Origin of the sequence: Bacteroides sp. DH3716P, assembly GCF_025914115.1 — a bacterium.
Classification (GTDB): domain Bacteria; phylum Bacteroidota; class Bacteroidia; order Bacteroidales; family Bacteroidaceae; genus Bacteroides; species Bacteroides ovatus.
Genome location: NZ_CP083673.1, coordinates 5809308 through 5824140, shown reverse-complemented (window position 1 = coordinate 5824140; position 14833 = coordinate 5809308). Strand labels below are relative to the sequence as shown.

Genomic DNA, 14833 nt, shown 5'->3' with positions numbered 1-14833 from the left:
GAATCTGAAAAGACTAAAAGCCGGATGGGATGAAAAATATTTGTCACAACTTTTACAGGAAAATAATTTTTAATGCGTCTGCCCTGTATAAGGTGATATTTATCACTGCATAAGGTGACCACCTGTCTTTACAAGGGTAAAAAACAGTAAAGATACAAAATTAATTAGCGGAAAGCAAGAGACGGCACAATAAAGCTCAATATATGATTGTAATATGATTGCAAAATAAAATTCATCTGCCAACTACCGGACATCGGTTTCTCTTTATTTATTCACATAGATTTGTTGATTTCTAAATTATTTCAGTACATTTGCCCGACCTACTTCTATTGCAGAAAGGATGAAAATAGACGAAATACAGTGCATAAAAGAACTACGCAACGGCTCCTACCAGGCTTTTACACAGATTTATGAAGCCTATGCCGACCGACTTTACAGCTTTGTTCTTAAACAACTAAAAAATCGTTCCCTGACACAGGATATTGTTCAGGATACCTTTTTACGCCTATGGGACAACCGTAACCAGTTGAATAGCTTCGGCAATCTGCAAGCCTTTATTTTCACTATTGCCAAACATCAGGTAATCGATTATTTCCGCAAACAAGTCAACGAACTGCAATTCGAAGACTTCATGGAGTATTGCGAGAACCAGGCAACTGACGTATCGCCGGAAGATATCTTATTGTACGACGAATTCCTGCAACAACTTCAACAATCGAAGAAAGTTCTGTCACAACGGGAACACGAGATTTATGAATTAAGCAGGGAGAAACATATCCCCATCAAGCAAATAGCCGAACAACTGGATCTCTCCGAACAAACGGTGAAAAACTATCTGACTTCCGCCCTGAAGATTCTTCGCAGCGAAATGATGAAATATAATATTCTCTTTATTTTCTTCCTGTAACAAGAATAACACTTTCAGTAGGAATAATTAAAACTCCACAAAACTCTACAAACACCTACTATTCCTAACTTTTTCTATGCTCTACAACATAAAAAAAGTCTAGTACTCCCTTTATGTATTTACGTATAACCTATAGAAACACCAATAATATGAGTCCACAATTTAAAAAGTTATATTGCCAGTACATCGAAAAAGGAATCACCTCTTCCGATATTGGAAAGTTCAGAAATGAACTCAACAACATACCTGACGAAGAGTTATGGAATACCATGATAGATATGGAAAACGACACAGTAGAGATAAAGATGCCTCCTATGATGAAAAAGCAAATTCGAAAGGAACTACAACAAATCATTTGGAGACGCCGTTGGCTGCAATATATGAAATATGCTGCCATTATCGCTATCATCCTATCATCCTCTTTTGGACTTTATACATGGATGAATAACCCGGAAAGTCAAATGGTTGCTGTAACAGTTAGAGCTGGCAGTAAAGCAGAAATGGCTCTCCCTGATGGTACATTTGTACATCTAAATGCGGCTACAAACCTGGAATATGATGTAAACAACTCCAAGCAACGCCTCGTCAAACTATCAGGAGAAGCCTTTTTCGATGTTGCCAAGAATCCCGATTGCCCATTCAAGGTAATAATCAACGATCTGCAAATTGAAGTAGTAGGAACTTCATTCAATGTAAAGACCTATAAAAAAGACATTGTAGAAACGTCTTTACTTAGCGGACGAATCAGAATATCAGGTGGTTCACTTCCCCATGAATATACGCTTTCACCTGGACAAAAGGCAACCTATTCCGCTATGGACAGAACACTACGAATAAGCAAAGCGGATGCCCATGTTGAAGCCGGATGGAGAGATAATTACCTCATCTTTGAATCCACACCATTAATTGATGTAATAGCCCAGATAGAACGATGGTATGGGGTGGAAATCAGATTGCATCATAAGCAAATCGCACAAGATTTACTATCGGGATCTTTCCGAAACGAAAGTATACAGAATGTCATAAGATCCTTAAGCATACAATACGGATTTAAGTACGAGATACATAAAGATATAATAACTATTTACTAATTTAAAAGAAAGGAGCTTATGGAAAACACATAGTAGTTAAAATCAAAAAAGAACAACCAAAGAATCGCCCAATCCTTTGGTTGTATGGAAGTCGATAAAATTTTATACATCAAAACATTATCAACTATGAATATCACAAAGTTAACATTTTTATTGAGAAGGAAACTGCGGAACAGCCTTATTTTTAGAAACTTTACCATTTTATCCGCTGCTATAATTTTATTCCCTTCGGGAGTGTTTGCCCAAGAAGAAAATGTGTCCATTCATATCAAAAATGGCACGGTAAAAACTTTCATGAAACAAGTAGAACAGCAAACGAGATATACTTTTGTATACCGGAATCATGTTCTTAACGATCAGACTAAAGTGACAATTAGCTGCACAAAGAAACCTATCAGCGAAGCGCTCTCACAGGTATTTACTCCTTTGAATATATCTTATTCATTTACCAACAACACCATCGTATTGGTAAAGCAGGAGACAGAACAAAGAAGTAATGAAAAGAGAGCGATTAAAGGAACCGTACTAGATGAAAGTGGAATTCCTATTATTGGCGCCAATGTCATGCAAGGAAAAGGAACCGGAGTCATTACAGATATTAACGGAAACTTTACCATTGTAGCAGATCCTAACCAACCACTAACAGTATCTTATATTGGATTTGACTCACAACAAGTGAAAGCCGGCAATAAAAACAATCTGAAAATATATTTGAAAGAAAGCAGCATTGCATTAAATGAGATAGTTGTAGTCGGCTATGGCTCCCAGTCCGAAAAACTAGTAACCACTTCTATCAGTAGCCTGAAAGTGGATGATCTGGATCAAGGCAGTGACTACAATGTAGCCAAGATGCTGCAAGGTCGTACTCCTGGTGTAAATGTAGCCTCTGCCAGCGGCACCCCCGGTGAACAACCGAGTGTACGGGTACGCGGTATTGCATCCATCACAGGTAACAGCACCCCACTGTATGTGGTCGATGGAGTTCCCAGTGAATCAATGCCTATGCTAAACCCCAACGACATCGAACGCATGGACGTATTGAAAGATGCTTCAGCTGCTGCCATCTATGGTTCGCGAGCTAACAACGGTGTTGTCATCATCACCACAAAATCGGGGAACACCAACAGTAAAACACGCGTAAATGCCAGTGTACGCCACAGCCTTGGATGGATTGCCAACGATATACCAATGGCAAATGTAGCAGAATATACTCGTACTATGCAAGCAGCCGTAGATAATTGGAATGTGCAGAAGAAGGACACAAAATCATTCTTTATCCCCGACCGGATTACCGAAACAGACTGGCTCGGACTCATTCAACGTGATATAGCACACTCTACTACGGCATCTATCAATCTCTCGGGAGGTAATGAGAAAACTACCTTTTTCACCTCTGTGGGATTTAACGACCAACAAGGTATCATCCGTACCAGCGGATTCCAGCAAACCAACCTAAGGGCAAAATTTACTCATCAGCTGAACAAATGGTTTAAACTGAATCTGAATCTCACAGGATCTTACAGCCGTTTCGATAAAGTGGAAGAGTCATCTACCAGTTTGAAAGTGATTCGTACTGCCCGTGAAGAACAACCATGGATTGGAGCTTATCGGGAAGATGGAGGCTATACAGTGATGTCAACAGAATTATGTCGTCATAATCCCGTTATGCTGATTAATGAAGAAGACTGGACTGTACATAAGAAACAAGGAGTAGCTGCCCTTAGTTTTGATATTACTCCTATCAAAGGACTCAAATACACCCCCTCATTCAGCATATACGGTATTCTTGATGAAGAAAAGAAAACAATTTCAGAGAAACATGACGCACGTTCCAAAAATGCAGGATGGGGTGCACTTAGCGAACAGAAAAATGTAAGTTACCGATATGTTATAGACAACGTAATTTCGTATGAAAATAGTTGGGATAAACTGACTTATTCAGCAATGCTTGGTCACTCATACGAAGAGTATAACTATGAAACTTTTGGAGCTTACAGTGATAATTACGCAAACGGTGCTTATCCTTCTTCCAGCTTCGGTCTGATAAATTCCGGTTCTAACATCTACGCAGGTAGTATCGGATATAATGCATATGCACTCGAATCTTATTTCGGACGTGCCGCCCTGAATTGGGATAATCGCTATATCTTAAATGTAACGATGCGTCGTGACGGTTCTTCACGTTTCTCAAAAGATAAACGTTATGGAACATTTCCTTCTGCTTCTTTCGCGTGGCGGATTATCAACGAACCTTTTTTCCCTAAAGGCACGCCACTGAATGACTTAAAGCTACGAGCCAGTTGGGGTAAGACTGGCAGTATGGATGGTATCAGTAACTGGGCAGCTATGTCATTAGTAACTTCGGGAGGAAATTCCTATAATGGTTCATCCGGTTTTAAAATCGGAGCAGATGCTGCGGATCTTATCTGGGAGAAAGCTAATCAGGTGAATGTCGGAATCAACGCAGAGCTATTCAACGGACGACTGGCGCTATCTGTAGACGGATACTATCAAAAGACAAGCGGATTACTTTATAATATCAGTACACTTGCTACAACAGGATATACTACCCGGACAGCCAATATCGGCTCGCTGGAGAACAAAGGATTGGAAGTGATGGTAAGCGGTAAAATATTCGATGGTCCTTTTAAATGGGAGCTTGCTACTAACCTCTCCTATACAAAAAACAAACTATTGTCATTGGATGGAGTACTTGATATGAAAATCAACGGTGGTGGTGCCAATACCGGTAAAGTAATGCATGCTTTAATGGTAGGTAAACCGGTTAGTGCTTTCTATATGTTGCGTCAGGATGGTATTTATCAAACCGACCAGGAAGTACCAAGCAAACTCTACGCAAAAGGAGTACGTGCCGGTGATTGTAAGTACTTTGACTACAACAATGACGGAGACATCACAGACGATGACCGCATGTATGTAGGAAAGGTTACACCTGACATTTATGGTGGTATCACTTCGACTATGAACTGGAAAAACTTCGACTTATCCATTTTCTGCCAATTTGCAGCCGGAGGTAAAATCCTGTCAGCATGGAAAGGCTGCGGGGGAACAGAAGGTACGGAACATCTCGGCTTGGCGTCCAGCAGTATCAAAGGTTACAAAAATGGCACACTGGTCAATTCGGAACAATTCTATAACATATCAAAATATGCCGCCAACCATTACTGGAGGGGAGAAGGAACTAGCAACACTGTTCCACGCCCTACTTTGGCAGGCACGTTCACCGGCGGTTTCGGAAACAATCTTGTTTCTACCCGCTATCTGGAAGATGCTTCTTATTTCAAATTCAAAACCATCACATTGGGATATAGCCTTCCTCATTCTCTGTTGTCAAAAATACACGTAACGGGAGCTCGCATCTTTGTTTCTCTCGACAACTTTTTTACACTGACCAAATATTCCGGATATGATCCGGAATTCTCATACGAAAGTAATCCGACAGGCAACAGCTACGGAGCAGATTTCGGAGAACAAGCCACATTAAAGAGTTTTATCATAGGTGCAAGCATTAACTTCTAAAACTAACGATATGAAAAATATAAAACTATTATTCACTCTGGTTTTAATGACCATAACTGTACTCGCCACGAGCTGTTCTGACTGGCTGGACGACATCAGCCCCCGACATGCAATTCCTCAATCAGCCTTGACGGATGATGATCTCGAAAAGCTATTAAATGGAGTATACGCCACTATGGAAAATTATACATTCACTTTCTGGTGGTTGGATGATATACAAGGGGAAAATTTCAAAGCAGGTCCTGGAGGAGGTCAAATTACAGACCCATGTGAAATGTCTCCCTCGTATACCAATCAGGCAATTAACATTCTCTCCTTTTGGAGAAACTCATTTACAACATTGCATCAGGTCAATTTTCTCGTAGAAACTTATGAAGCTTCCGAAAATAAAGAAAGTGCTCTCATGAAAAAAGTAGGTGGTGTCTCTTACTATTTCCGTGCATTTATTTATTATCGTCTGGCCTCTCATTATGGAAATGTCCCCATCCTGCGTAAACGTTCAAAAGAGGTGGTTCCTATCTCTCCGGAAGCTGAAGTATGGACATTCATCGAAGAGGATTTGGGTAAAGCTATCCGCTTACTGTCAAAAGCAGATTCCAAATGGTACGTATCTTCTGACGCAGCAAATGCACTTGCTGCACGTGTAGCTCTTTTCCAGAACAAGATGACGGATGCTGCAAACTATGCAGAAGCAGTATTAGCTAATTCCAGTTTCTCACTCGCATCCACCGCTATGGATTTCTCTAAAAATTGGGTTGCAGGAAGTTCAAGTCCGGAAATTATATTTGCCTATGTTAATAATTCAAGAGCATCCAGTCCTCTAAACTTCACATTATACGTTAATGACACGGACGGTTCATGGAATTATGCTCCATCTGATTGGTGTTATAATAGTCTTTTTGCTGATGATAATACTCTTTCACGCAAAGGAGACGTACGGTTAAAAGCCACATTCACCAGCCAAGATGCCAACCGCGTAATCAAATATCCGAATGGAACTTATCAATTGGCGGAAACGTCAGATTATACCTGCACACCGGTAGTAATCTCCCGTATTTCAGAAATGTATCTGATAAAAGCCGAAGCTCTCGGAAAAACGAACGGAGCCGCCGCATTAGTGGAATATATGAAAAAAAGATATACTACCGCTCCAAGTGAAGCAGCAATCAAAGCTCTATCGGACAAAGAATATCAGACATTGATCTTGGACGAACGCCGTCGTGAATTTTATGCTGAAGGCATGCGCTGGCAGGACATCAAACGTACAAATCGCTTAGAATTGCTAGAAACACTTGATGGTCGTACTTATCTGATGTATTATCCGATTCCTCAAGATGAGATTGACATGGCCGGTACGGTAGCCTACCCACAAAATCCCGGATATGCGGGATATACAGGAAATTAATAACAAAACCTTAAATGATTATTATGTGTATGACAACTATTAAAAATAAAGTACGGATATGTCCGTTCATATATATTGTTTGTCTTTTATTATTTGCCGCATGCAGCAACGAAGACAATGCCGGGAAAGACATTCCTTCCGCAACTTTCTCAATCGCTCCCGAAAGAGGGCAAATAGAAGGTGAAATACAATTCACTAACGCATCTTATGGAGGTAGTGGCAACTTTACTTATGTATGGGATTTCGGGGATGGAACGACTTCTACCGAAGAAAACCCGAAGCACGTGTACAATGAGAAAGGTATATTTGTTGTTAGTTTGACCATAACCGACAGCAGTGGAAGATCGAACCTCTACCGGAAAACAATTGAAATTACCGATAAAGTAGTAGAAAAAGGAGACCTTACATTACTATGGACCTCCTCCACTCATTTAGCCAAGTTAGTTTCCAATTCCGCCGCTCTTTCTCCTGATGAAAAAACGGTTTACATCAATAGTAATGACCACATATTACATAGTTATGATGTAACTTCAGGTATTGAAAAATGGTCATTCGACATGACTGATCCATCTTGGGGAGCGCAGGCAACAGGAGGCTCAAACATGACACCGTCTGTAGATACGGATGGTACAATCTACATTGGCACAGGTGACGGAAGCAATGGTAAACTATTTGCTATCAATCCTGATGGAAATAAGAAATGGATTACTTTCAATGATCCGACTACCGGTTTCTGGAATAAAGGTAACGCCGCCAATGCCAAAATGCGTAGTGTGTCACCAGCATTTGATGATAAATATGTATACTGTGGTAATGGGGGAAGCACCGGTTCAATGATTGCGGTAGACAAAACAACAGGAAACCGTGTTAGCTATTTAACTAACGCAGATGGTACCAGCGGTCCTGCCGGAGGTGTTTATGCAGGTCCTGTTATCTCCAAACAAGGAATGATGTATATCATGTGTACCAACTACGGAATGTTTGGTGTAGCAAAAGCTACTATGGCTAAAGATGACAATACTTTCAGCCCATGGGCATGGAGAGCATTTGACAGTGGTTTGAACAGCGGCTGTCATGCATCAATGGCCATAGACAATGAAGGAAATGTATATGGCATGATTTATACATCTGATCTGACTACTACCATCTATTCCGTTGCCAGTGACGGTAGTGTACGTTGGACTACCCCTATTGAGAATACCGGCAAACAAGATCAGGGAGGAGTCGTTATCGGCACAGATGGCACTGTATATACCTCATTGAAAAGTCAGGGAGATATGCCTGGCGGAATTGTTGCATTGTCAGCAGGTGGAACTATCAAATGGCAATATGAGATATCAGAAAGTGTCAGCAGTACTCCTGTTATTGATAAGGATGGACATATCTTGTTCGGTACGGAACGTGGTAATTTCTATATCCTTGACGCAAATGGTACTGACGCTATTGCCGTACTTGATGTGGCCGGAGCAATTGCTAACAGCGAAAGTGCTTATGCATCCGAATGGGCTGCAACACAAGGCAAATTCTGGAGTTCACCGGTAGTGGATGCAGACGGGACTATCTATGTGGCCATTACTAACACTCAAGATGAATCGAAAAGTTTATTAGTGGCCCTGTCATCCAAATATGTGAAAGGATTACCAACAACAGGCTGGCCGATGCGTGCAAAAGACGCTCAACACACTGCTACAGTAAAATAATTCAAATCAAACAGGATAGGTTATTTCGATAACCTATCCTACATTATCTAATAAATAAAATAAAAAGACTATGAAGAAAGTATTTTTTCTTTTGGCAATCATCTTACTTGTATCCGGGCAAGTGATGTGTACCAGTTGCGGCTCTTCCAATGATGAATATGAAAACAAAAATCAGCCGACTCCTCCGGATGATAATGAAGACCCGGAGGACCCAGGTGAAGAACCTGACACTAAAAGTTTAACAACCGACTTAAAGAATCTTTCCGGCAACACAAGTCTGAAAATGTGGACTTGCGCTCATCGTAGCAACACCTATAAGGGAATACGTGACGGAATTCCTGAAAATTCTATTCCCGCTATCCAATATGCAATAGAAGTCGGTGCCGATATGATTGAAATAGACCCTAGAGCTACTTCTGACGGAGTAATCGTAAATATGCACAATACAACCATTAATGCTACAACAAACGGAACTGGTGCTGTAGCCAATATGACTTATCAAACTCTTTATCAATATTTTTTAAAAGGTTCTAAAGGTATCACTGAATACAAAGTGCCTACACTTGAGGAAGTATTGGATGCTGCGAAAGGCAAAATCTATGTTTGTGTCGATGTAAAAGAGAAGGGGCTTTTAGGTAAAATCATTAAAACGGTTGCAGAAAAAGGGATGATCGACCAGGTTTGCTATTATACTGGTTCCAGTACATCATATATTGAAGAAATGAATACTATTAACCCTGGAGCCATTCCTTTTCCATGGGTATCCACTGCGGCAGAAGTAAAAGTCCTCGCCAAATATTACAGTAAAGTACAAATGGTACAATTCGGAATAGACAATGCATCTCTCACTGAACTAATGGGAGCTATTAAAGATGCCAAGTTAGTAGGTTATGCCAATCATTTAGATTGGGATAGCGATCTACTGAATAGTAAATATTCGCACCTTCAAACTTTTATAGATAACAAAATAGAAGTTGTGCAAACTGATTACTCTGATCTTGTCAACTCTTATTTAAAAGAAAAAGGATTAAGATAACTTTATAGGATAGTTTTTCATAGGTACCCAATATAGATCAAAACATTTTATTTAAGAAAAGCACGTATGACAAGGAAAATTATATTTCTATTATCAGTTCTTCTGGTTTCATTATCTGCTGAAGCAGAATCCAGAATTGATAAACTATTGAGGAATCTTCACGACAAGAATTCTCAATATGTATTTGTTATAGCTCACCGTGGCGACTGGAGGAATGCTCCGGAGAACTCCATACAATGTATAGAGAATGCCATCGCTATGGGAGCAGACATGGTTGAACTTGACATTCAGCAAACCAAAGACAACAACTTTATTTGTATGCATGACGCAACGCTAGACCGCACTTCAACAGGAAAAGGCGCCATTAAAAACTATACGACAACAGAACTAAAACAATTTGTGCTGAAAAGTGGAAACGGTATAAAGACCCGCCGATCCATACCCACTTTAGAAGAAGCGTTAATGACATGTAAAGACCGTATTCTGGTCAATATAGATAAAGGCGGAACATATATAAAGGAGATTCTTCCCATCATTCGAAAATGTGGAATGGAAAAACAAGTGATTATAAAAGGAAGGTATCCTGTCGAGAAAGTTCAAGAGGAATATGGAACCAATACCAGTATGCTCTATATGCCTATCATTCATTTATGGAAAGAAGAAGATATAAAAGCGACCGAAAGTTTTATTAAAGACTTTACGCCAATAGCCTATGAACTCTGCTTCAAAGACGAACAGACTTCAAATTTAAAGGTTATTGATAAAATTGTACAATCTGGTAGTCGGGTATGGATGAATACTCTATGGGATAGTCTATGCGGTGGACATGATGACGAAAACGCCCTATTAGAAGGTAAAGATAAGCATTGGGGATGGATACTGGAACATAAGGCAACTATGATACAAACTGATCGTCCCCAAGAATTAATCAAATACTTAGAAGATAAAGGTTTAAGGAAACTATAAAATACCAACAGCAACTTAACACATTTGCAAAAGAAAAAGGCCAATTCACCCCCATGAATTGACCTTTATTTTTTTCTATCTGTCTCTGTTATAATCTTTCATTCCTGTTATTCAGCCTTGAATTTGATCTTCAGAATCTTACTGATAGCCAGTTTATATTTCTTCAACATTCGGTCGAATCCCAAGTCATTCGGATGGGTCCCATCTACAGTCCCCTCATGGTCTGTTCCCAAGAATTGATCTTCTTTTATGAAATACAGGTTTTTGACATTTTTCTTTCGCAATACTTCTACCTGTTCAGCGATGACCTCGTTCTGCCGTTTTACATTCTCACGAGCTTTCTGGTTGAAATTACCTGTTTCACGTATCAATGTCTGTATCACAATAATAGGCGTATCCGGATGCTTCTGGCGCAACGTCATTACAAAATCAACAGTCCGGTCGGTTATCTCTTTGGGAGAAGGATTAGGAATACAATCGAGAATGAAAGCATCCGCATCAATATCCGCCAACATCTCGGCAACTTCTTTCTCCATCTTGCCGTTTCCGCTCAATCCTAAATTGATAAAATTATATCCGCTGCTACGGGACAAACGAGCCGGATAAGCCATCCCGGGACGACTGGCAGATGCTCCCTGCAAAATACTGGACCCGTATACCACTATCTTTTCTTTGAACGGATTTTCTCCTTTACGTATGTGTGCATCAGAAGAAACACCTATTTCCAGACTTTTCAGTTCATCATATAAAGGCAGATATAACAAACATTCTTTCTCTTCCGTACCCATATTATCAACAAGCACTTTTTCCGTAGTCACACCACCCGGTATCCCTACTCCGGCAAATTGCCATTTTCCATCCCGTTTGATATATAAATCCAGACCTTTCTGAGCAACTCTGGTCAGATTGGGTAACTGGTAATTATCAGGAACCATCCATTTGGCTTTTATGACGGGGCTATTCGTTGTAAAAGAGATAGCCAGACCGGCAGAGTTTGTGAATAGTTTCTTCACTGTGGGAGGCATTGTACAATACTTGGCTGTATCTACCCGATGGAAGTATTCGCCTTCGGTAGTTGCTTTGCCTACCAGTAAAAGCTCTTGAGCCGGTACATAGGTAATGTTATCCTTTTGTTGTCCGGAGGCTGTGAAGGGAAGCACCATCAGCCCCAAGCAAACCCAGACATTTCGTATTAAGTTTTTCATAATCAATTTTATATTAAATTTCTTTCGCTACCATCCAGCGCTCTACATTTCGTTTCTCTGCGCTAAACTCTACACCAACTTTTATCACTTGTTGATCCTCTGCCGTATAAGGAAAAGCATAACCTTTTTCTTCAATCTGCTCCATGGCCTGCTCAACAGTCCCATTCAGCTTGAATTCGAAAATATAGATGAACTTCGGGGTTCGTACAACCGCATCTGCACGTCCCCGTGAGCTATATACTTCTGCCTGCGTGAATTGTCCCATCAGTTTGAATATTAAATATATGATGACTTGATAATGACGTTCAGTCTGGTCATTCAACTCGTAAGGAAAATCTGCAAAGAAAGCTTCAAAGCGGTGCATGAAAGCGTCAACATTGCCTGTACGTAGTTCTTGAACAAACTTACCTATATAAAAGCTTCGTTCTTCATCCGTGACTGCCGTATAAAATGGGAGTAAAAAGTTAAGAAAGCCATAACGTACTTCGTCGTTAGGAAAGCCTAAACGATAAAGTCTAAACTCTCTGTCATAATCTTTAATAGTCAGATAACCACTCTGATAAATCAATGGAATAGGATTTTTCCTATCAGCACGATATTCAGTGAAAGCGGAAGCAGCTGTCTCTATACCATCCATCAGCAAGCGAAGATCATAATCGCTCTCTTTCAATAACTCCACAAGGAAAGTAGGAGTTCCGGTCTGAAACCAGTAATTACCGAACTCTTTACTGAAAAATGCATTCAGAACACTGAATGGATTGAACACTCCTTCTCCATTAGGATGAAAATGATAACCGTCATACTGCCGGGTCATTGTTTCCACAACTTCTTTCGTATTGATGTCATTTGCTTGCGATAAAGCTGCAATCTCCGGTTCAAAATTAGCAAGAAGTTCTTCGCGGGTGATTCCACAAAGAGTAGAGAAGTCATAATTCAGACTGATGTCATTCAATTGGTTCAGATCACTAAACACACTTACTTGCGAGAATTTGGTGACACCTGTCAGAAAAGCAAAACGAAGATAGCGGTCTGCACTCTTCAACACACCGTAGAAAGCTTTCAAAGTAGAACGGTAAGAATTGAGAAGCGGTTCATTCTGAATAGCCTGTAGTAAGGGCTTATCATACTCATCCACCAGGACTACAACACCCCTGCCTGCTTGTTCGGAGGCACGACGAATGACACCCAAGAAGCGGGAAGACAAAGTGGTTTCATCTTCTCCCCTGCCATATATAGCTTCCCATTGAGTTAACTGGTTACTTAAAATAGCATCCAATCTGTCCGGTGAATCATATTTCTCGGCATTCAAATCCAGATGCAGTACGGGATATTCTTCCCACTTCTTTTCTAATTGTTCCACGGCAAGTCCCGTGAAAAGGTCACGCCGTCCCTTGAAATAGGCTTCAAACGTAGAAATTAACAAACTCTTTCCGAATCGGCGCGGACGGCTTAAAAAAAAAGGTTTACCGATGTTTGCCATAGTCCACATCAATGCGGTCTTATCTACATACAAGTATCCGTCATTGCGGATATCTTCGAAAGTCTGAATCCCGATAGGGAGTTTTCTGCCCGTCACCAACATACAATTTCTACTATTAGATTGTTATCACATACGTATCTGCTACAAAAATACGAATTCTGGCAATGAAAGCAAATCTGTCAATCAATTATTTGTAAATCAACGTAGATAAGTATTCCTCTGCAAACATCTCATTGGCAACTTCCAACAACATCTCTGCTGTTAGCTCTTCTATACGCTTAAAAACAAGCTCGGATGATTCATACTTATGATAATGAAGGAATGTTTTCGCCATCCCTAACGCATTATTCTCAAAGTTATCGGACGCTACTCCGATTTGCCCGATCAACTGCTTTTTCGCTGCCGCCAACTGGGAAGAAGTCATCTTTGTATCGCGCATCCGCTTCAATTCCTTATAGGTCAATTTCAGGCAAGTATCCATGTCATCCACATCCGTCCCGAAATAAATACAGAAAGCTCCCGTATCCGTATAGGAAGTCAGATTGGATTCGACATTATAGACCAGTCCTCTGCGTTCGCGAAGAGACACATTCAGTTTACTATTCATTCCGGGACCTCCAAGGACATTATTCAGCAGATAGAGTGCAGTACGCTTGTCATCATACGCATTATAGCCACGGCTACCGATCATAACATGTGCCTGGTGCGTATCTCTAGCCACCGTCAAATGTTCCGGCACATACAGAGGCGGAGGTGTACGCCGATTCTCTACCTTCACATCAGGAATATCCAACAGGTATTTTTCTACCAGGCGGATGATTCTCTTGAACTCGTACTGCCCCTGAACAAAAAACACCATATTTCCCGGTTGGTAAAAACGGCGGGTAAACGATAGAACATCTTCCGTGCGAAAACTTCGCAGAAGTTCCGGCTTACCAAGAATGTTTCTTCCCAATGGATGATTGCGGAAGATCATGTCTTCAAAATCGTCAAATATCAGTTCCGACGGAGTATCTTCATACGACTGGATTTCATCGATAATGACCTCTGTTTCTTTTTCTATCTCATGCTGCGGAAAGGTTGAATGAAATACAATATCCCCCAACAACTCAAGCGCACGTTCCAGATGTTCTTTCAGGAAAGCGGCATAGACGACAGTTTCTTCCTTATTTGTGTAGGCATTCAGGTCACCACCTACATTCTCCATCCGGTTGAGGATATGCCAGGCTTTCCGCTTCTCCGTTCCCTTAAAAATCAGATGTTCTACAAAATGGGCCATTCCCTGCTCATTCTCCGCTTCATCACGAGTTCCGGCATCAATCGCAAAACCACAATAAGCTACTTTTGAGAGGGTTGGTTCATGGATAATACGCAGGCCATTTGGCAATGTATATTCGTTACCTTGCATCGTTTTATACTTCCTTATTGAATTAATGCCACAAAAATACAATAAAACTTATTGCTGTTTATAGAAAATTGCAGATATTTGTGGACTATAACAGC

The 14833-nt window shown here is 40.6% G+C and carries 10 protein-coding genes; 7 read left to right on the top strand and 3 right to left on the bottom strand.

The window, feature by feature from the left end; translation table 11 throughout:
* The first annotated feature begins 340 nt into the window (after nt 1–340).
* The 7 genes from KQP79_RS22290 to KQP79_RS22260 all read left to right on the top strand — a co-directional run bounded on the left by KQP79_RS22290 (nt 341) and on the right by KQP79_RS22260 (nt 10645).
* Nucleotides 341–907, top strand: coding sequence for an RNA polymerase sigma factor (locus KQP79_RS22290; RefSeq protein ID WP_004298079.1), 567 nt, complete (start codon nt 341–343; stop codon nt 905–907).
* 149 nt (nt 908–1056) lie between these two features.
* Nucleotides 1057–1998, top strand: coding sequence for a FecR family protein (locus KQP79_RS22285; RefSeq protein WP_004311897.1), 942 nt, complete (start codon nt 1057–1059; stop codon nt 1996–1998).
* 294 nt (nt 1999–2292) lie between these two features.
* Nucleotides 2293–5538 (top strand): TonB-dependent receptor, encoded by a 3246-nt coding sequence (locus KQP79_RS22280; RefSeq protein WP_394812337.1) that lies wholly within the window; start codon nt 2293–2295, stop codon nt 5536–5538.
* 10 nt (nt 5539–5548) lie between these two features.
* Nucleotides 5549–6943, top strand: coding sequence for a RagB/SusD family nutrient uptake outer membrane protein (locus KQP79_RS22275; protein WP_004311899.1), 1395 nt, complete (start codon nt 5549–5551; stop codon nt 6941–6943).
* Between the two features lie 29 nt (nt 6944–6972).
* Nucleotides 6973–8643, top strand: coding sequence for a PQQ-binding-like beta-propeller repeat protein (locus KQP79_RS22270; protein WP_225483850.1), 1671 nt, complete (start codon nt 6973–6975; stop codon nt 8641–8643).
* A 70-nt stretch (nt 8644–8713) separates the two neighbouring features.
* Nucleotides 8714–9679 carry a glycerophosphodiester phosphodiesterase family protein gene (locus tag KQP79_RS22265; RefSeq protein WP_004311901.1) on the top strand — a complete coding sequence of 322 codons (966 nt, stop codon included), beginning with the start codon at nt 8714–8716 and terminating at the stop codon, nt 9677–9679.
* Between the two features lie 66 nt (nt 9680–9745).
* Nucleotides 9746–10645 carry a glycerophosphodiester phosphodiesterase family protein gene (locus KQP79_RS22260; RefSeq protein ID WP_004298066.1) on the top strand — a complete coding sequence of 300 codons (900 nt, stop codon included), beginning with the start codon at nt 9746–9748 and terminating at the stop codon, nt 10643–10645.
* Between the two features lie 107 nt (nt 10646–10752).
* Here KQP79_RS22260 and KQP79_RS22255 read toward each other — a convergent pair whose 3' ends face one another.
* The 3 genes from KQP79_RS22255 to KQP79_RS22245 form a co-directional block, all read right to left on the bottom strand.
* Nucleotides 10753–11850 carry an SGNH/GDSL hydrolase family protein gene (locus KQP79_RS22255; RefSeq protein WP_061447507.1) on the bottom strand — a complete coding sequence of 366 codons (1098 nt, stop codon included), beginning with the start codon at nt 11848–11850 and terminating at the stop codon, nt 10753–10755.
* Between the two features lie 13 nt (nt 11851–11863).
* Nucleotides 11864–13432: an ATP-binding protein gene (locus KQP79_RS22250; protein WP_061447506.1), complete on the bottom strand. Its 1569-nt coding sequence runs from the start codon at nt 13430–13432 to the stop codon at nt 11864–11866.
* Between the two features lie 85 nt (nt 13433–13517).
* A complete protein-coding gene (locus KQP79_RS22245; protein ID WP_004298062.1) occupies nt 13518–14738 on the bottom strand; it encodes a M16 family metallopeptidase in 1221 nt (406 codons plus the stop codon).
* Between the last annotated feature and the right edge of the window lie 95 nt (nt 14739–14833).

Coding starts and splice junctions, on each gene's coding strand:
- KQP79_RS22250 (WP_061447506.1), bottom strand. CDS start 13,432: ATGTTGGTGACGGGCAGAAAACTCCCTATCGGGATTCAGACTTTCGAA.
- KQP79_RS22280 (WP_394812337.1), top strand. CDS start 2,293: ATGAAACAAGTAGAACAGCAAACGAGATATACTTTTGTATACCGGAAT.
- KQP79_RS22270 (WP_225483850.1), top strand. CDS start 6,973: ATGACAACTATTAAAAATAAAGTACGGATATGTCCGTTCATATATATT.
- KQP79_RS22245 (WP_004298062.1), bottom strand. CDS start 14,738: ATGCAAGGTAACGAATATACATTGCCAAATGGCCTGCGTATTATCCAT.
- KQP79_RS22285 (WP_004311897.1), top strand. CDS start 1,057: ATGAGTCCACAATTTAAAAAGTTATATTGCCAGTACATCGAAAAAGGA.
- KQP79_RS22265 (WP_004311901.1), top strand. CDS start 8,714: ATGAAGAAAGTATTTTTTCTTTTGGCAATCATCTTACTTGTATCCGGG.
- KQP79_RS22290 (WP_004298079.1), top strand. CDS start 341: ATGAAAATAGACGAAATACAGTGCATAAAAGAACTACGCAACGGCTCC.
- KQP79_RS22255 (WP_061447507.1), bottom strand. CDS start 11,850: ATGAAAAACTTAATACGAAATGTCTGGGTTTGCTTGGGGCTGATGGTG.
- KQP79_RS22260 (WP_004298066.1), top strand. CDS start 9,746: ATGACAAGGAAAATTATATTTCTATTATCAGTTCTTCTGGTTTCATTA.
- KQP79_RS22275 (WP_004311899.1), top strand. CDS start 5,549: ATGAAAAATATAAAACTATTATTCACTCTGGTTTTAATGACCATAACT.